Source organism: Vibrio sp. 9-16B-A1, from assembly GCF_056726165.1.
Genome location: NZ_JBSDZD010000004.1, coordinates 132,455 through 151,568 on the forward strand (window position 1 = coordinate 132,455; position 19,114 = coordinate 151,568).

The following is a 19,114-nucleotide window of genomic DNA, read 5'->3' on the forward strand; positions in this document are numbered from 1 at the left end:
TTCCAGGCCATTTAGAGGCATGGATTAACAACGAGGTGAGGGGTGGCTCTCCCCCCTGGCGAGGTGCCGCGCAAGTGGGGAGTTAGAAGGGTGCAGGTAGCATGTGGAAGGGCCTATAAGGTTTCGGCTGTTTCACTTCTCGCCTTATTCATTAAAACTATTAAAAAGACATTCTGAATGACCTATCAATGTGTCGAATCCAACCTATACTGAAAAGGCCTGGCGCTATTGATTGATTTGTCACTATATATTTTGCTTATTAATTAAGGATATAGGATGTCTGTGCTTTCAGTTTTGCACATATTCCGAAGTGGACATTTCAATTAGTAACCAGCGCCTGGTAAACCTTATTAGTCTAGGAGTGGAGTTATGAATCCTTGTATAAGAAAACTGGTTCTCACTGGGGCTCTCGTGCCTTCGTTAATGTTCAGTTCTAATGCATTGGCGTGCAGTGATACACCTCTTATTGGAACAATGTGTGCGTTTGCCGGAAACTTCGCACCCCGCGGATACGCATTGGCCCAGGGACAGCTATTAAGCATTTCTCAAAACACAGCACTGTTCTCTATCCTGGGAACAACATATGGCGGTGATGGCAGGACAACTTTTGCTTTGCCTGATACTCGTGGCCGGGCTCTGATTGGGGCGGGTAATGGCCCTGGCTTAAGCAACTACAGACTGGGTGCCCGGGGTGGTGTCGAGACAGTCGCTCTTACTCAGGCGCAAATGCCATCCCATGCCCATACGGCTTCTACTTATATGTCAGGTGATGTAGATATCGATGGTGTGATCAATCTTCATGCATTTAGCGGTAACGCAAGCGATACAGATCCGGCAGGTAATGTGTTGGCTAAGCCAAAAAATAAATCTGTGTACTCCTCCAGTGTGCCAGATGTTGAAATGAGTCCGGACTCAATCTCTTTTAGTTTAGTTGCCTCAAATAATTTTACAGCTTCAACTACAGTTAATAGTGCGGGTGGCAACCAGCCTCATGAGAACCGTATGCCTTATGTCGTGGTGAACTGGATTATTGCGCTGCAGGGTATTTACCCATCGAGAAACTAACTGAATGATAAATATTATAAATAAGTGCTTTGGGCTGATTGTGTTTAGTCTGCTTTTTACGTCGTTGAGCTATGCTGAAAGTCAAAAAGAGCAGCTAACGCGAGGTTATGACGCGCTTGCAATTGAAGATTATCCCCTGTCGCTCAGCATATTTAGGCAACTCAGCGAACAGGGGTCTTCTGAGGCGAACTTCGCGTTAGCGCTGTTTTATAAGATGGGTTGGGGGGAGGTTAAGCAAGACTCAGAGAAGGCGTGTAAGCTCTTTTCAGTCGCCGCTAAACAGGGAATACCTGCGGCACAGCAGGAGTACGGCTTTTGTTTGTTGCGTGGTGGAATGACCAATGCCACTGAAAGCCCCAGTGAATGGTTTGAGTTAGCCTACGAGAATGGGATTTACGAAGCAGCCTGCGATAAGGGGCGATTGTATCTGGGTTCAGAATGGCACGAAGCTAACGTGCACAGTGCAATTGATTGGTGTCGACGGGCGGCGCAGAAAAATGCAGTTAAAGCTCAGGAGACGCTTGGAGATATTTACATATCCAACCCGGAAGTGTTCAGCGCAGAGCGCGCAGAGTATTGGTACCAACAGGCTATCAATAATCGCTCAGGAGAAGCGGCATATAAACTGGCTCTGCTTTATTTAGAAGCCACCGCTGAAGAAGACGGTGACGACTACAGCTCAAACAAAGCGTTGTATTTGTTCGAAATAGCGTCATCTTTGAAATTAGAAAAAGCCTATCAGCCAACCGCTAAGCTGTATTGGAAAAAACTACAACAAACTGAACAACACAGCCCGCAGATAATGGCCAAAAGTTATCTGTGGGCTAAAGCGGCGCAGCAAGTGACGCCTGGTGAGGAAACTGCACTCCTGCTCGAGGAGATCGAACGCGAAATACCCCATCAGTGGAAAAGCAGATTAGATGCCCAGGTTGAAGAGTTTCTGAATAATAAAGGGCATTGATTAAGAGTCGTTGAGGGGGCTTGATTCCTGCCGCATGCTTACTGATTGACATCAGGTTCCACCAGACCGACAGAAATATTTGAGACTGCAGTACTCAAACCTTTACCTCCACCCCTGCTGGTACCAGATCCTGAATCAAGTTCAGGATGGACCGGTGTGCGTGGCAGGATCAGAGTCTCTGTTGGATCTCAGTTCGCTTTACCAGATCCCGGCTCGGAGGCCGGGATGACGAAGATGTTGGAAAACTTAAAAGCTATGCTACGGCAATCCACTCAAGTACCCTCTCCCGGTATTCACGGTGCTCTTTGGACGAAGCTCTTGGGTGAGCTATCCGAACACAATCCATTCCGCTACTGCAAAAACGCCAGTATCTTTTTTTCACCAGTTCAGTTGTCTCGTATCCATTGAAGTGGTCGTTCATCAGGCGTTTTATTGTACTGTCGACCGCTCGGTTGCAACCGGCGGCGAAAATGATGAGTTCCGGCTGGCAAAACTCAATGGCTTTGGCAAGCAGGGCTACTGAATGGCCCTGAATCACTTCAAATTCTGCTTTGTTGCGGTTGGCAGGCGTCCGGCCTGCGTAATCCCACGCAAACAGATTGGCGTACACCAGCGAGGCCGGATGCTGCGACAGTGTACTGGCGACTTTGCTGTAAAACCGCTTGAAGTGGGAAGCATGCTTGGTTTTCAGCTTACCGCCTTTTCCGTCCAGCAAATGCCAGGAATAACGCTCAAATGCTTCATTAACCAGCAACTCCGGGGAGCTTTGACGATTGTGTTCCACAATACGCCCGATGGTGTTTTTACCGTTTTTGGTGTTCCAGAAAGCCGTTTCCCTGCCGACAACCATGACCCGCTTTCCGGCCGTTTTATACTCTTCAAACGGATAAGGCAGGAACACCCCTGAGTATCTGTCTTTCCCGTCGGCAATAAAATCTGCTGAAGTAATGGCAGACAAAACTTCCGCGTATGTGCGCTTAAGCGGCTCTGTATCCATAATTTATGTGATATGTCTCTGTTTTATAAGATTCTTAATCTTAAGATGTTCAGAACGCGCATTGATTGCGTTGTCTCACAACACTGATGGAATACAGGACTGACTGAATGAAAGAAAAGCTGTGTCACGATCTTCTGGAAATCTGCCCGGGTTTAAAATCTGTTAACGGTTATCTGCTGTTTGGTTCACTTGAATCTGCCCCTCCTTACCACAACTCAAGCTACATCCACTGGCGAATCGGCAGTGGCGATTATCCGGAGATAGAAGCGAAATCCCGTGAAGTTACCAATTTTATCAACCACTTTCTTGAAAACCATGCACCTTCTTTCCTGACACCTCACGGCTATTTCAAATTTGTACAGGGAAATACCCAGCTGGTGATGACGACCCGGGACATTGTGGATACAATCCTGGACAAAGTAGAACACATGGCAGGCTGAGCCTGACGTTCATCCTGAGCGGCCGGCATTGTTCCGGCCCACCGAAAACAGCGATACACCGGCAGTCATTTTTCAGTTAAACAAAGGCTTCAGCATGCATGCCCTGAGTGAAGCCACGCCTCTCCCATTTTTGTTTTCGATTAACCCTCCTCCTGGTTTTACTAACCCAGCTAATGCAACTAGATTTATATGAGGCGTACAGCTTGTGTGGTTTTTGCTGTCTCAGCATTTGATCCGGGGGCCGGGATATGACGATAAGAAAAATGTTTGTGCTGACGATACTCGCGTTACTGGCGACCCTGATCATGGGTGGTGGCGTTGTGGTATCCAAAAATCTGGAAGTGGTGGCAGAATCACAACAGTTGGACCGGCAGGAGATCCCGATGCTCAACCGGGCGCATCAGTTGAAGCTTGCCGTCGTACAGGTTCAGCAATGGCTGACCGATATCAGCGCCACCCGCGCACAGGATGGACTGAATGATGGCTTTGATGAGGCAGAGAAAAACGCCGCCCTGTTCAGAAAGCTAATCGCAGAGCTGATCACATTAGACCCGGACCATGCAGATCGTTACAGAGCAATGCTGCCGACGTTTGACGCTTATTACCGGGATGGCAAGCGCATGGCGCAGGCCTATATTGAACATGGCCCCAGCGGAGGGAATCAAATCATGGCGGAATTTGATCAGTCCGCTGCGGCAATGAGTGAAACGGTCGATACATTTCTGCTTGATATTGAAGACGACACCAGAAGCAAACTATCGATTCTAAACCGATCCTCTGTGTCCGTTATATATGCGACGGTTACGGGGTGTGTACTGGTTTTGGCTGTGGTCATGTTTTTATATCACATTATGTCCCGGGTTATCCTCTCTCTTGAGCATGTATCGAAAGAGATTGCCCGAATCGCATCAAAGGATTTGCATACCGAAGTAGACAATAATCACCGTGGGGAGATTGGGGCTCTTCTTAACAGCGTTGAACGAATGAGAGGGGCGCTGCATGACATGGTTTCACAAATCAGCAATGCCTCTGCCGGGCTGAGAAAAGATGCAGAAGCCCTGACTGTAATTACCCATCAAACAAACAGCAACAATCAACATCAGCGCGCAGACATTGAGCAGGTAGTCAGCGCCATAAGTCAGATGTCGACCAGTACGACGGACGTTGCACACTTAACCCGGCAGGCTGCCGACGCCTCAGATGAAGCGTCTCAAAAAGGTACCGAAGGACTCACTATCCTCGACCAAAACCTGGCCGCAATTGAAGACCTGATATCGTCAGTTGATGAAACGACAGGGGACGTCCGGGTGTTGCGGGATAAAAGCAATGAGATTGACCGCGTACTGACGGTGATTTGGGAAATAACCGAACAAACCAATCTGCTGGCTCTCAATGCAGCCATTGAGGCGGCACGCGCAGGTGAATCAGGGCGCGGCTTTGCCGTTGTCGCTGATGAGGTCCGGGGCCTGGCTCAGAGAGCACAGGATTCTGCAGGCGAGATCCAGACAATGATCAGTGAAATCCAGAGCGCCGCTAACTCGGTGAATGAGCATATTGGCGTCAGTGCGAAGAAAGCAAAAGCAACCGGAGAACTATCTGAAAAAACCAAAGGCGCATTTGACGGTATTGCTGTAGCCATCGAGAAAATCGACCAAATGATGGCGCAAATTTTGGCTGCATCGCAACAGCAGGCGCAGGTAACCGAAGATGTGAACCAGAAGGTAAGAAGCATTGATGAAATGTCAGTGCAAACCTCATCCAGTTCTGAACTGCTGTCTGAGACAAGCCAGGATGTCGAGCAGTCGACCAGGGTACTGCGCGGGCTGGCGAAACAGTTTAAAGTCTAAACCGGGAACCCGGCCCACGGGCCGGGATAAGTCAGAAATCCGGAACCAGCTTAGTCATACATCCACTTTTCAACTATCAGGGTGTGGTAGCCGTAACAGTCCGGCATACTCCTTTCTTCGGATGTAGGAATGGAAATCTCAATATAGACCCGATCACTGTACTCAGGCTCAGATCTGTAAAGCTCTGAGGCCTCCACACCAGCCTCTGACAGCTTCCTCTTGTCGCGAAGATACAGTCTGCCGTCTTTAGTCAGTGGCAGCTCAGAGATATAGTCTACGCAGTCATCTACGATGTTTTGATCGCCTGGTGACAGATGCGGGTACACTTCTTCACTGTTTAGTGCCGAGTTGTATGGGTCAATGTATTGCGGGCCCTGAATGGCAGCCGCTTCGCTGAATGGGTAAATGCTCATGTTACTTCTCCTTAAACAAATTCAGGGCACTCTCAAACGCTCTCGCGTATCCGAAAGTGACCCCATCGAGAGTAAGTAAACAGGCTTAAGTTTATAATGGAAAAAAGTGGATAATGGACAATCAGCGTGAGTGAAAAAGAAGAGAAACAACAGGAACTAATCGCAAAACACCAGGGACAGTATATACCGGTCAGCACGATAGAACACCACTATTTGCCTTATGAGCTGCAGCTTTCCAGACTGTCACCGCAGGCGCTTTCCGGGTACAGCCCTTATGACTTTCTTTTCAAGGCTTCACCTGACGCTCCCCATGACACACTGGATTTACCCGGGTTAAAAAAAGCCTGCCAGGAGCTATCTGACAACGCAAACGGGGAGCTTGAATATGACACTGTCATCAAGACCGTAAACAAAAAAATCAAGACGATTACAGACCAGTCTTTGAGCTCATGGCAACAGGGAGCGCACGCAGAAGACGCTCTGAAAACGACCTTCCTTCTTTTTCAGTTACACAAGATCACTCCTATGGGATTGGATATCTTATCGAAAGAAGGAGACTCCAGGCTGACGGAAATCGAACTCTTCTCCTGCCACCATCAGCCCATAAACAAAAAAGAAGAGTTTGACCATATCATGCTGCTGAGTGCGTGGATAAAAGAGTTTTTCTGTAAGGCTTTATACCACCGGAGCGAAACAGAAAGAGGGGTGTTAAAAAATCTGGATCTGATCCACCGGGGCTACACCACTTTATATACCGAACACCTGAAAACAGGGAACCACCCGGGGCTGTTACGGGAGGAGGTTTTCAGCAGAGCTCCCGTTGATGAAGACCTCAGCACTACGCTGATGAGAAAGTACCGGTTGTTTACCAGGCAAAACAACCTGAAGATTCATTCCGGCATAAAGCTGGTTGATATCCTGAGCGATCCGAATACCCACGCAGACTCCAGCACCCTGAAACCGGTTGACTCAGAGCTGGCAGAAAAGTCCTCGGTCATTTTTGCCAAATACCTCCTGAAAGAGTGTTTCAAACTGAGCCGCCCGGAGGATTACACTGAAACTGCAGATAAATACTTACAGTCCTGTTCAGAGATTATTTGTGAAGTGTTTAAGGATGTCCTGTCCCTGAAAAAGCTCTCCATAAAAGCCAAAAAAGTAGGCAGCAGTGGTTCCCACCGGACATCAGTCAAAGAGACACTTAAGCGGCTTGTTGAAAACAACACTTCACTGATAAACAGCCCGTTCCGTATCGAAGAAAAGATAAACATGGATGAAAACTGTGACCTCCACTTCAGGAATCTGGAAGCAGCTGCTAAATGGGCTATCAGTAATAAAGCCGAAAACAGCGGTGAAGAGACAATATCGCTCGTTCAGTACCTGGATGCCGACAAGAAAGTATCGGCGTACATAGAGAGAATGACGCCTCAGGAAATCTTTGATGACATGGAGAGAATCCGGAACCTGACGATGGACAGCCAGGGGAGGTACCTGTCTGTACTCGGTGAGCCCACGGGCCTGCCTGGTTACCGTGATATCACCCAAATAAAGAAGTATGCCGCCACCTTTTTCTCCTACAGCTATGATGAGCTGACCGCATCACTGAACTACCACCTGAATGCACTCCGGAAACTAAAAGAACTGGAACTCCCCTGTGCACCAAATCCAGCCGTGGTTATTGGTCATATCACCCGTGTACCGATGAGAGAGGCCATCAGAGAAGCCGCCTGGATTATCTTTGACCGGGATAATCCGGCAAAAAGTGACTTACTTGACCTGTGGCCACCGTCTGAAAATCCGAACAGCAGAATAAACCTGGAGCATACCCGGAGAACCGGCGCAAACTACGTTGTAGCGGATATTCTGGATACAGAATGACAGAAGAGTACGGGGCTGCTCAGGCAATCAGCACTTCACCTTTCAGCCTGCCAAGCTGTTGAGAAAGCGCCTGAACGATCCCCAGCTGCTCATCTCTTTCCTGCCTGCGGGAGAGCATCTCCTGCAGCAGCTCAGCGTCTTCTTCAGAAGCCTGAAGTGATGCCACTTTTCCGTTACCGCCCATGTCCATGAAATCTTCATGGCTCATTTTTGCCAGGTTACCGTGGTACTGCATTTTGGACTCGACGGCCTGAATTTCAGCGGTTGCTTCCAGCTTTTTTGGATAAGTAACTTCGGGTGCCCGACGCTCCTGCTCCCTGCTCTTCAAATAGCTTTCTGCCAGCACTCTGTTCCTGGAACCATTGTTCTTTCCGCTGGCAACAGCCGTGCGCAGCGCGCTGAACAGACCCGACACCCTTGCTTTTCTGGCGTTCTCCTGAGCCCGCTGCTTTTGCCGTTCAAGACAATCAAGGGCTGGGTTAACCGGATTCGACCAGCCACGGATCATGTCATACGCCCGATCCCTGACTTCATCAGAGGCGTCAAACTGGCTGAGGATCTCACGTACCGCTTCTCTCACGTCATTCGTCACCCGGCTGGAAGTTGGCCTGCTGTACACCGTTCCAGCCACGTATCCGCCCCGATCGTTGTAATGGTTCAGAATTCTGGAGGTATACAGAAAGGCATGAATTAACGCTCTTTCAACCAGCGCGACCACTTCTTCTGGTCCCACAAACAGTTCACGCACATCAATTTTCAGCAGACCTTTACGGGCTTTAAGTACCAGACGGTTACGGACGGCCGTTTTAACCATGAAGCTTTTTCTGGTGCGCTTTGAACATTTGCCAAGCAGCTTATTATCATTGAAAAAACGGTAGTCTTTTCGTTCCCCATTATGAAAGAAGTACCCGGTCTTAAGGCCGGAGAGATGCTGTTCTTTACGAACATCAAAGTTAAGCGTCGTGCCGAAGCGAACGAACTCAATGCCCGCTTTATCTTTAAGAACAACAACGTAGAGACTTGAATTTTGCATAAACCCTTCCTTTCAGACTAATGACCATCACCCCGGTTCTTACCAGCAGTAGATACCCGGGATGCAGGTACTATACAAACCAAAAGCGACACATTTTGTCGCCTTATGGGTTAATCAAAAACAAACTGAGGGTTTTGACCGGCAGGAGCCACGACGGGCAGGTTCAGTGCTTTGTGTTTTAAGGCTCAAACAGCTTTAGGATTCCCGGCCTGACTGGCCGGGATGAAAGAGTTTCTTACTTCAGCGGCAAATAAACATTGGTCACCAAATCACACTCATCCACCTGATGGACAAAATTCAGGTAATGGCAGAAGCACGGATAGTCTCGCAGCTCCTCGCCGCTTTGTGGCAGCCACTGCTGATAGAGGTAACCGATAGTTTCACCAAGGCTGGCATGGCTTCCACGGTGAATCGCCAGGGCGCACCTGCCAGCCGGAATGGTGCCATTTTTAACACCATAGTCATTGTCCGGAATACACTCTGAAACCGTACCGCAGATGTCAAAACGGAACTCCTCAGGCTTGGTATCGTTCGGGTCACTGTATGGAATGCCGTAAGTTTCGCTGGTTTTGACCGGTGACAGGCCCGTCGCTTTACGCCATGCGATAAATCTGGCTGTGCTGTCATAAATCCGATCCGGGTGCCCTTTGTGTTCAGCGACAGCAACCTGTCTGCCTTCAAAATCGATAATTTCCACTTCCACGTTAATTTCTCCTGTTACCGGGGGCTGAAAATGATACCTGGAGTGCCATTTCTGCCACTCCGGCTGACTTCTGAACTCAGAAGGAGAAACACCGAACTCACGCCGAAATGCCCGGGTGAATGCTTCACTGCTGTCAAAACAGGCTTCAAACGCAATCTCAGTAATGCTTTTGTCCGGCTCAAACGCCAGCCGCATTGAAGCGCGCTTTAACCGGAGCAGCAGAAGATATTGCATGGCGCTCACTCCCACACTGGCTTTAAAGATCCGGTGGAAGTGATACTTAGAGCAAATCGCAACCCCGCTCAGTGTCTCCAGTGACAGATCCTGATCCAGGTTTTGCCCGATATAATCGCATACCCGTCTGACCCGCTTAGCCTGAAGGTGGCTGATGTTCATACTGTTTTCTCTTTCCTGTCAGAAGTTGTGGCCATCATATCCGGCGCGATTAAGGCACGCCTGACCGAGATTGCTCAGTTGCCCCGACAACCAGGAGACTGTTGCATGGTAACAGAGAAGAGAACCATTCTCTTCAGGGTTGCCGGCATACCAGTTGATATATCCACCTCCTTGATTACCTGGACTATCAGCCTGGTGAGAACGTTATCCCGATTGGGGGGAACAGAAACAACAAAAGGCAGGGATCAGGTTCTGATCCACTGCCTTGGCTGTCTGTAAGGAATGGGCTCTTTACAGACGACAGTGACTTATCTCCAGGCGGTAGGTAAAGCCATATTTATCAGGTACATCAACCGTTTTCTGATTCCTGTCAAGCGGCATCATCATGCTGTCATACTCAACACCATATCCATCATAGTTCATAGGGATCTGGATATTAACGGAGGGCGCTTCCCCTGCCTGATAAAGAACATCTGACGTATGGGTCATATGGTATGTGTTTCCCCGGAGATCATACACGTTAACCCGTGCTTTACCGTCCGTGCGAACCAACACTTCAAAGAAGCCATTATATTCAGGCTCATACCAGGGACGCTCCCCATCCGATGGCATGACATACTTAACAACGTACTTCTCGGCAGCGACAGGCTTCTCAAACTGATTCAGATAAAAATCACCTTTCAGAGCCGTCGGCACATCTTTCCATTTACCTTCAATTCGCTGGTAATCGGTAAACTCACCGATAAAGGTTGACTCACTATCGAGCTGCCCCCATTGCAGAGCGCGGTTTCCGCTGGCCAGTACCATAGGCTCTGAGTCGAGCATCCGGATCTCTCCGGTCGGGTAAACAAGCACAGCGGCAGAGCGAAGGGAGTCCGGGTCCACAACAGCAGCTATTTCACCATACACACTGCCGTCTGCACTGAAGAAATCCCCTGCATACAGGCCGGAATACGCACAAGCGAGCGTTTCATGAAAATGCTGATGCGCGGCATCTGCCGCTGGCAGCTCAATAGGGTCACCGAGCATATCTGCCAGGGAAGTGAGATCGCTTTCAAATGAGTCTGACGAAAAGCTCAGACCAGACAGGTCAATCCCTGAAGAAAGGTAATCGTGAAGCTCCGGGGTGATTTCAATCCCGTTTTCCGCGTTTTTATCGGCATCAAGCGCCATAAGAAGCCGGACCATATTCGCCGGAGCCTGACTGGTATAGTCTGTGGTGTTAGTCAGCTCAAGGGGCGTAACAAGTTTTGCGCCCCGGGTTTTTCCTATCAGTGTATTCCCAAGATAGAACTTAACCTCTTCACCCAATGAGTACTCAAAGCGGCCATCTTTATCGGTAACTCCACTATGATCGCCGGCCTGATAGTGAAGCCCTTTGATCGCCGCATCACGAATGAATCCCTCGAAACGACCGTTTTCATTAGGCTGAGCGGGTGAACTCCCGCTCTCCGTGTTTTCTGTGGAGCCGGTACCGCCGCCATTGCATCCCACAAGTACGGCGGAAGTAAGACAAATTAATAGTGGATATTTCATCTGCTTTCTCTGTTTGTCATTTTAAATATTCAGAGAAAGCCCGGGTGACCTATCGCATTCGGCAGATCTCCTGCAGGATGTCTCTGAGTGTTTCTACACGTTCCTCGCCCAGCACTTCACACAGTTGCTGCTCCTGTTGCTTCAGGTGCTGTGCGACCTCTTTACGAAACCTCTGCCCTTTGTCAGTAATCGCAATCAGCTTACCTTTCCGGCCTGAGGCACCTTCCTCGAGAGACACCATATCTTCTGCCTGCAAACGCTGAATGGCCTGATGAGCACCCTGTCTTGTCGTGCCCATTTCTCTGGCCAAATCGGAAATCGTCATAGTCCGGCCACGGAGCTGAGCGAAATAACGCATATCACCATCATTCAATGAGTTGTACTCAGTGCCTGAACGCCACTGAACCTGAGCTTCATTAAACGAAGTGATGCAGGACATCATGAGTCCTTTGATGTTACTGCTGAGGAAGTTGTTAATATTTTTGTCAATCATAATTGACGTTCCATTAAGGTGACAATATAAATGTCAATCTCTGTAGACATTATGTGATTACCGTTCCGCATACATACAGCTGATACTCTGATGTATGCCCAAGTTTTATGCAGACTAATGAATATAGCCTTAAATTTCATAGCCTTATCAGCAACTGATCTTTTAACTTGCTGATATTTAATGATACAGCTTACTACCAGTTGGTATTGTTGGCCAAAAGAACTGACTGCCTGGTTGTTCACAGCCCGGCCACTCAGAGCCGCTTTACAGTGTAAATGTCCGCTCTGCTTGCGGCTCTTTGAGCCACCTCCCATTTCCCCCACCTTTCCACCAAGTTGTGGCTCATCTGCAACTAATCCCTTCCGGGTTGATATACACTAACTTAAACAAACAGTTATAAGTGAGGGAAACACTATGTCGAAGACCGCCAAGATCATCAACGAGGACAAACTGTTTAAGAAAGCCCTGGAAGTCGGCTGCAAGATGGCAAAGATGCAGGGATTTGAGCTCGCCAACCAGGGTACCGCCGCGCCAATAAAGGCGAAAGCGGTGTATCTGTTTCTGGTAGAGGTAAAGCAGATCACACCTCTTCCTGCCGATAAGTTAGATGGCAAAAACATCAAGAAACGACTGGCGCTGTGGCTGCATAACGCGCTGCCGGATAACGATCCTCTGAAGTAACATTTTCCGGGCCTTGATCATAAGGCCCAGCTTACCTGATTTTCATATCAAGCCAGCCTAATTGGTTGGCCAATATCAAATCCCCCTGTCATTTTCTGTGACCAAAACAAACTTTCCAGCTTAATAAATCATCAGCACTCCATAATGTGACCAGTATGACAGCCACTTCAAAACTGGTTGATCTTTGTCCGATTTCCATATCATTTTGGTTAACCAATTATTCGCCATAGCATACCGTTTGCACATTCCATCACACCTGTCCATTGAGGTTAACTATGAGTCCTGCAGTCAAAAGAGCCTTTGCTCTTACCCCCATTGCGCTGGCTGTCGCCCTTTCCGGCTGCGTCAGCAAACCCGAATACACCCAGGCAAACCTGGAAGCCCGTGCCGTCAGCCTGATAAGCCAGGATGGCTATCAGTTTAAAGATCTGAATAAGAACGGGAAGCTGGACAAGTACGAGGACTGGCGGGCCTCTGTGGATGAGCGCATCAGCGATCTGATTGCTCAGATGACGCTGGAAGAGAAAGTCGGCATGATGCTGATCGATACCATGAATGCGGCGGCTTACGGAAAGATCAATGAAACCCACGCCGACTACATTCAGAAAGAGAAGATGAAGCGCTTTATCTTCCGGAACGGCATTCTGCCCCAGAACGAAGTGGATGCCCTGCCTGCAGATAAACGCGATCCTGCCCGTGCAACGGTAACCGGCCGTGCCAGCGCGCCAATCAGCCCCAAAGAAGCGGCGCAGTACATGAACACCATGCAGGAGCTTAATGAGGCGACCAGGCTGGGGATTCCGGCGCTGTTTAAGTCCAATGCGCGTAACCATAATGATCCGAATGCCCGCCCGGGGATCAACGTTTCTGCCGGCGCGTTTTCTGAATGGCCAAAAGAGGCCGGCCTGGCCGCAACCCGCGATATGGAGCTTATCAAAGAGTTCGCCGGAGTAATGAAAACCGAGTGGAACGCGATTGGCCTGAGAGGTATGTACGGCTATATGGCAGACCTTTCAACCGAGCCACGCTGGTACCGGGTACACGAGACCTTTACCGAAGACGCGGATCTGGCCGCAGACATCATGACTAACCTGGTCGGTACCCTGCAGGGCAAAGAGGTCAAATCGGACAGTACTGTCCTGACCATGAAACACTTCCCGGGCGGTGGCCCACAGTTCCTGGGGCTTGACCCGCACTATCTTGCCGGCCAGCATCAGACCTACCCGACCGGCAACTTTGATTACCATGTAAAACCGTTCAAGGCGGCGATTGACTCCGGTGTGGCGGCACTGATGCCTTACTACGGCATCGTAGGTGGCGGTGAGTGGTCGCTGGCTAATCCGGACGAAACCAATCTGGATGCCGGTGGCAAACCACTTAAGTCGCTGGTTAAAGATAACGTACACAACACGGTGCGCGTACCTTATAACGGCTACAGCACCAATGTGGGTACGCCTCCAGGCAACGTGGGTATCGCCTTCTCGAAAGGGATCCTGTCTGATCTGCTGCGCAGGGATCTTGGTTTTACCGGGGTGATCAACTCAGATACCGGAATCATTGGTGAGAAGAACGTCGCCAAAACCGACTTTGAAAACATCAGCAACAACAACGCCTGGGGCCTGCAGGACAAGAACAAAGAAGAGCAGCTGGTTATCGCTATCGAAGCAGGCACCGATGTACTGTCCGGCTTCCACGAAAATGCAGAGATCCGCAAACTGGTTGAGAAAGGCAAAATCTCTGAAGAGCGCGTAAATGAATCGGTGGCGCGCCTGCTGAGAGTTCAGTTTGAACTGGGCCTGTTTGAAGACCCATACGTGGATCCGGTACGTGCCAACGCGATTGTTGGTAATGCGGCGTTCACCCAGAAAGCCAAACTGGCCCAGCGCAAGGCTATCGTACTGCTGGAGAACAGGACTCAGCCGGAACAAACCACTGCCACTCTGCCGTTAGCGGCACCGTCTGCCGAAGCGCCGGTTAAGCTCTACACCCTGGGCATGGATAAAGAAACCGTTGAATCTTATGGTTACACTGTAACGGCAGGTGATGAGACCAAAGCCCGCCCAAGTGCCAAAGGCAACGACTACGCCCTGATCCGGGTGCGGGTCACCAACAAAGATACCGGTATGCTGGTGTTTGGTGGTGCGCGCTTTAATGAAGTGGACGTACTGGACTTCACCAGCATGGCCAAAGCCAAATCCTGGCAAATCAGCCCGTCGCTGGACGAGATCCAGGCGGTAATGGATGAAGTGGGCGCAGAAAACACCGTACTGTCGATCTACTTCCGCCAGCCGTTTGTGATGGATGAAGCAAGCAGAATGCAGGACGCAGGTGCGATTCTGGCGACCTTTGGTTCAAGGGATGATGCGGTGATGGATGTGGTGACCGGTAAGTTCAACCCGACCGGTAAGCTGCCGTTTGCCCTGGCCAACAGCGCCCAGGCGATCCTTGATCAGGCTTCCGACGCGCCGGGTTACCCTGAAGTGATTGCCGGCCGCAAAGATGAGCTCTATCCGTTTGGGTGGGGGCTGAAATACTGATAGCCTGATACAGGTTCAAAGCACTAAATAACAAAGGGTCAGCACCGACAGGGCTGACCCTCTTTGCATCCCGCTAAAATAACCCTGTTATCCTGCCTCATCGGCTCTCCCCGCCCTCCGGATAACGTTTTGTGGCCTCAGCCATCACTTCATCACGCGAACTGCCAATCTCATCCCAAAGGCGTTCTGCCAGCTGCGGATGTTTGCGGACAAACTGGCCACTGAACACCAGGTAATAGGCTTTACTGGAAATCGCTGGCTCAATGCGCTCGACCTGAGCCCAGCTCTTATCCCGCAGATACTGGCTGGCCAGGGTTTCCTGCAGGGCGATCACTTCAAGGCGGCCGGACAGCAGCATAGAAAACAGCTGCTCTGTGGTTTTTACTTCGTGAACCTGATAGCCGCGCTTTTCAAGCTCCCGGACCACAGAGTAGCCCATGTGTGCTCCCACCCGCTCACTGACAAACGGCAGGCCGGACTCCAGCCTCTCCGGAAGATGATCTTTAAGGGTATAGAAGTAATATCCCATGGTCGCGACACGCCTGTCTGTATCCGGCTGACCATCTTTCATCGGATAACGGGCATAACCAGCCCGCTCCTCATTATATGAGAAGATAAACCCGCCATCGGCCCTGCCGGTTTTCACCTCATGCAGCACTCTCTTACCCGGACGACGGACATAATCAATCTCAACATCCAGCTGCCCGGCAACGTGATTAAGCAGCTCCAGCGCCAGCCCTGGTGGCTCCGCTATTTTGGGGCCATTGCCCGCCTGATAAGGGTATGACTCCACATCAGAATAAGCGAGACGCAGCGTCACCGCAGCTGACAGCAGATTCGGAAATAAAGCTAAAGCAAACAATGCGCACAACCGGCGTCTGGTATTAGTCATATCTCCCTCCATTACCAGTTCAGCATAGGAGAGTCTGCCTCATTTTTCCCGCACCTGGCTCACTTTATTTATAAATTTTAAGGAGTTGGAGGCAATTTGCCCCCAGGCTCAGCAGCCGCCTCCGCACGGTTCAGTTTTCCTTAGCCCTGTTTTCAACACAGGGTACTGAGGTATATGTTTCCTTTCGTTAGATCACTATATTCAGGAAAATGAAAAGGTTGGCTCAATAATCAAAAGATATGGCCGTCCTTTTCCCACTGACGGCTCATCCATCCCTCATTGAACATCAAAACTGCTCTATAGTTAAAACAACGTCCTGATACTCTCCAGGAATAATGGATATCGCACAGGCAGTTCAATGGAAGAAGTACACCTAATGATATGGCTGGTTATTTGCGCCTGCATCAGCTTTATGATGCAGGCGGGCTTTACCCTACTCGAAACAGGCTCGGTCCGGGCAAAAAACTCCGTCAATGTCGCAATGAAAAACCTGGCTGACTTTATTGTCGTCAGCGTACTGTTCATACTTGTCGGTTATCACATCACCCGGGGAGAAAGCCTGTTTAACTTTGCTGAATGGGAAATCACCACGGCGAATGCCCCCTATATCCTGTTTAATACTATGTTTGTCGCTACTGCCGCAACCATAGTTTCTGGCTGCGTGGCGGAGAGAATGAGCTTTCGTGGCTACCTTCTGATCTCCATAATAATGGTACTGATTATTTACCCGCTGGTCGCATTCTGGATCTGGAACCCACATGCCTGGCTCAACCGGCTGGGCTTTCACGATTTTGCCGGAGCGGGTGTAGTGCACCTTGCAGGCGGCAGTGTCGGCCTGATTGGCACCCTGATGATAGGCCCCCGGGAAGGCAGATTCAGCAAGAATTCTGTGTGGGAACTGTCCTCCAATAACCATACCCTGGCGACAGTCGGCGTGTTCTTTATGCTGTTTGCCTGGATGGGCTTTAACGGCGGCAGCCTGTATGAGCTCTCTGACAGGGTACCGCTGATTATTCTTAAAACCATTCTGGCTGGTTCAGTCGCTGGTTGCGTCGCTCTGCTCCTGGTTTTCCGGCGTAAGCACCTGGAAATATTCTACATACTCAACAGTATTCTTGGCGGCCTGGTTGCCATCACCGCATGCGCTGATATTGCCACTATTTACGATGCAGCAGTGCTCGGCCTGCTGGCCGCAGTCACCGTTTACTGGGGAGAAAAACTGCTGCTTTCCGCCAGAATTGATGATCCCATTAACGCTGTATCCATCCATATGATGTGTGGACTGGTAGGGCTCCTGTATACAGGGCTGCTGATTGAACAAACAGGCAGCATTCACCCGTTTCTGATCCAGGCAATGGGTGCCCTGGCTGTGCTGACCTGGTGTACATTCACCGCATGGGGCACTTTTCAGCTCCTCAGATATCTGAAGCTTGACCGGGTCACGTCAGAAGATGAGGCCATTGGCCTTAATATCAGCGAGCACGGCGTAAAAATGACCTGGCTGGAAACGGTTAAAACCATAGAACAGATCAGCAACAGCGGTGACTACACCCTGAGGGTGCCCGTGGAGCATGGTACTGAAGCGGGAGATGTGGCTCTCTCTTTTAATCAGCTGATGGATAAACTCGAGGCCAATATCACCGTTCTGCACCAGATATCCCGGGGCCAGCTGCAGGATATAGATCTACCGGAAGCCAGTGATGATGACATTCTGGCAAAATCGATCCATACCATGCTCGCCAGTCTGCGCGGATTACTCAATAATGTAGAGCACCAGTTAAGCCAGAAAGAAGGCGAACTGGCAGAAAATGAACAGTCACTTCAGGATCTGCTGGAACGCTTTAAAGAAACCCAGAACCAGATCCTCAGAGCGGAAAAGATGGCCGCTCTGACCGGGCTGATCGTCGGTGTATCCCATGAGCTCAATACCCCTTTGGGCAACTCTTTCACCAGTCTGTCGATGCTTAAAGAGCGTATAGCCACTCTCTCAGAGGCATTTGAAGACCGCAGTATCAAAACGCAGGATCTGGAGAACTTTCTCAGCTTCTCTCACGAATGTATGGAACTGGTGCTTAACAACATCCTGCGCTCGATCGGATTAATGGAGAAAATGAAAACTCTGGATCAACAGCTTCTGATTGAATCTACCCGCGACATCAACCTTAAGAGTTTTATCGGGGAGCTTCTTGGCACCATGAACTCCCGACTGGAACAGGCCGGGGTGAGTGTTTCTGTCGATTGCCCGGATGATATCTGCCTCAGTTTGGCACCGACCGCACTTCAAAATGTTATTGAAGAGCTGCTGGAAAACAGCCTGGTACACGGATTTAGTGAAGAGCAGACCAGCAAAGAGATCTCCGTTCTGGCACTGGAAAAGCCGGACAGGCTTGAGCTGATCATCCATGATAACGGCCAGGGGGTGAACTCCCAGACACTGAAGAAAATGTTCCAGCCATTTTTCACCACCCGGCGTTCAAAAGGCGGAACCGGCCTTGGACTGCATATGGTTTACAACGTATGCACCCATAAGTTTGGTGGTAACATCCGCGTCGAAGACGATGATGGCTGCCGGTTTACGATTACTATTCCCACTTAACGGCTCTCTCCGGCTTCCTGCCTCAGGTTTACAGTGTAAACAGCGAGCCATTTCCCCTGCCTGCCAAATTCACTATACTTCCCCCACCTTTTCTGACCCAGACGAACGCTATGATCACCCTGACCACCAACTACGGCGATATTGAAATCAGCCTGGATTTTGACAAGGCCCCTGCAAGCTCTGAGAACTTTGTCCGGTACTGCAAAGAAGGCTTTTACGACGGCACCCTGTTTCACCGCATTATTGACGGCTTTATGATTCAGGGGGGCGGCTATGCCCTGCACAGTGATGGCTTTGCGGTCAATATGGTGGAGAAAGAGACTCATGCGCCCATCACCAACGAGGCCAACCGTGGGCTGAAAAATCTGACCGGTACCATCGCCATGGCGCGCACCGATGCGCCTCATTCTGCGACAGCGCAATTCTTTGTTAATCTGGCCGATAACGATTTTCTGGATCACACCGCGCCAACCAACAAAGGCTGGGGCTACGCGGTATTTGGCAAAGTGACCATGGGGATGGATGTGGTCACGGCGATTGGCAAAGTCCCGACCTGTACCCGTTTTGGCCATGAAGATATGCCGGTGGAGGATGTGGTGATTGAGAAGGTCACAGTAAAGTAAGCCACAGCAATGCAGCCGGGAAAAAC

The 19,114-nt window shown here is 50.0% G+C and carries 16 protein-coding genes; 9 read left to right on the forward strand and 7 right to left on the reverse strand.

Annotated elements, in window-relative coordinates:
* The first annotated feature begins 369 nt into the window (after window positions 1-369).
* Window positions 370-1,065 (forward strand): phage tail protein, encoded by a 696-nt coding sequence (locus ACVB80_RS08545; protein ID WP_481080867.1) that lies wholly within the window; start codon window positions 370-372, stop codon window positions 1,063-1,065.
* 4 nt (window positions 1,066-1,069) lie between these two features.
* The gene (locus ACVB80_RS08550; RefSeq protein WP_481080868.1) at window positions 1,070-2,026 is read left to right on the forward strand and encodes a tetratricopeptide repeat protein; all 957 of its coding nucleotides are present in this window, start codon (window positions 1,070-1,072) and stop codon (window positions 2,024-2,026) included.
* Window positions 2,027-2,279: 253 nt separating this feature from the next.
* Here the strand turns inward: ACVB80_RS08550 and ACVB80_RS08555 are convergent, their stop codons facing one another.
* Window positions 2,280-3,023, reverse strand: a complete 744-nt coding sequence (locus tag ACVB80_RS08555; protein ID WP_481080869.1) for a hypothetical protein — start codon at window positions 3,021-3,023, stop codon at window positions 2,280-2,282.
* A 107-nt stretch (window positions 3,024-3,130) separates the two neighbouring features.
* Here ACVB80_RS08555 and ACVB80_RS08560 point away from each other — a divergent pair, with 107 nt between their 5' ends.
* Together ACVB80_RS08560 and ACVB80_RS08565 are read left to right on the forward strand one after the other, a co-directional pair.
* On the forward strand, window positions 3,131-3,463 hold the full coding sequence (locus ACVB80_RS08560; protein WP_481080870.1) for a hypothetical protein: 333 nt from the start codon (window positions 3,131-3,133) through the stop codon (window positions 3,461-3,463).
* A gap of 248 nt (window positions 3,464-3,711) precedes the next feature.
* The gene (locus ACVB80_RS08565; RefSeq protein WP_481080871.1) at window positions 3,712-5,310 is read left to right on the forward strand and encodes a methyl-accepting chemotaxis protein; all 1,599 of its coding nucleotides are present in this window, start codon (window positions 3,712-3,714) and stop codon (window positions 5,308-5,310) included.
* Between the two features lie 50 nt (window positions 5,311-5,360).
* Here ACVB80_RS08565 and ACVB80_RS08570 read toward each other — a convergent pair whose 3' ends face one another.
* Entirely contained in the window at window positions 5,361-5,723 is a 363-nt protein-coding gene (locus ACVB80_RS08570) for a hypothetical protein (protein WP_481080872.1), read from the reverse strand.
* A gap of 126 nt (window positions 5,724-5,849) precedes the next feature.
* Between ACVB80_RS08570 and ACVB80_RS08575 the strand changes: the two genes are divergently transcribed.
* On the forward strand, window positions 5,850-7,598 hold the full coding sequence (locus ACVB80_RS08575; protein ID WP_481080873.1) for a hypothetical protein: 1,749 nt from the start codon (window positions 5,850-5,852) through the stop codon (window positions 7,596-7,598).
* Window positions 7,599-7,617: 19 nt separating this feature from the next.
* Here ACVB80_RS08575 and ACVB80_RS08580 read toward each other — a convergent pair whose 3' ends face one another.
* The 4 genes from ACVB80_RS08580 to ACVB80_RS08595 all read right to left on the reverse strand — a co-directional run bounded on the left by ACVB80_RS08580 (window position 7,618) and on the right by ACVB80_RS08595 (window position 11,759).
* Window positions 7,618-8,631: a hypothetical protein gene (locus ACVB80_RS08580; RefSeq protein ID WP_481080874.1), complete on the reverse strand. Its 1,014-nt coding sequence runs from the start codon at window positions 8,629-8,631 to the stop codon at window positions 7,618-7,620.
* Between the two features lie 235 nt (window positions 8,632-8,866).
* A complete protein-coding gene (locus ACVB80_RS08585) occupies window positions 8,867-9,730 on the reverse strand; it encodes an AraC family transcriptional regulator (RefSeq protein ID WP_481080875.1) in 864 nt (287 codons plus the stop codon).
* 291 nt (window positions 9,731-10,021) lie between these two features.
* A complete protein-coding gene (locus ACVB80_RS08590) occupies window positions 10,022-11,266 on the reverse strand; it encodes a hypothetical protein (protein ID WP_481080876.1) in 1,245 nt (414 codons plus the stop codon).
* Between the two features lie 49 nt (window positions 11,267-11,315).
* Window positions 11,316-11,759, reverse strand: a complete 444-nt coding sequence (locus ACVB80_RS08595) for a MarR family winged helix-turn-helix transcriptional regulator (protein ID WP_481080877.1) — start codon at window positions 11,757-11,759, stop codon at window positions 11,316-11,318.
* Between the two features lie 414 nt (window positions 11,760-12,173).
* On the opposite strand from ACVB80_RS08595, the gene ACVB80_RS08600 reads away from it, so the two are divergent.
* Both ACVB80_RS08600 and ACVB80_RS08605 read left to right on the forward strand, forming a co-directional pair.
* Complete coding sequence (locus ACVB80_RS08600; protein ID WP_481080878.1) at window positions 12,174-12,440, forward strand: DUF5062 family protein; 267 nt, start codon at window positions 12,174-12,176, stop codon at window positions 12,438-12,440.
* 275 nt (window positions 12,441-12,715) lie between these two features.
* Window positions 12,716-14,977 (forward strand): glycoside hydrolase family 3 N-terminal domain-containing protein, encoded by a 2,262-nt coding sequence (locus ACVB80_RS08605; protein WP_481080879.1) that lies wholly within the window; start codon window positions 12,716-12,718, stop codon window positions 14,975-14,977.
* A gap of 97 nt (window positions 14,978-15,074) precedes the next feature.
* Here ACVB80_RS08605 and ACVB80_RS08610 read toward each other — a convergent pair whose 3' ends face one another.
* Entirely contained in the window at window positions 15,075-15,869 is a 795-nt protein-coding gene (locus ACVB80_RS08610) for a substrate-binding periplasmic protein (RefSeq protein ID WP_481080880.1), read from the reverse strand.
* Between the two features lie 358 nt (window positions 15,870-16,227).
* On the opposite strand from ACVB80_RS08610, the gene ACVB80_RS08615 reads away from it, so the two are divergent.
* Window positions 16,228-18,465: an ATP-binding protein gene (locus ACVB80_RS08615; RefSeq protein ID WP_481080881.1), complete on the forward strand. Its 2,238-nt coding sequence runs from the start codon at window positions 16,228-16,230 to the stop codon at window positions 18,463-18,465.
* Between the two features lie 110 nt (window positions 18,466-18,575).
* Window positions 18,576-19,088, forward strand: coding sequence for a peptidylprolyl isomerase (locus ACVB80_RS08620; protein WP_481080882.1), 513 nt, complete (start codon window positions 18,576-18,578; stop codon window positions 19,086-19,088).
* The last annotated feature ends 26 nt before the right edge of the window (window positions 19,089-19,114 follow it).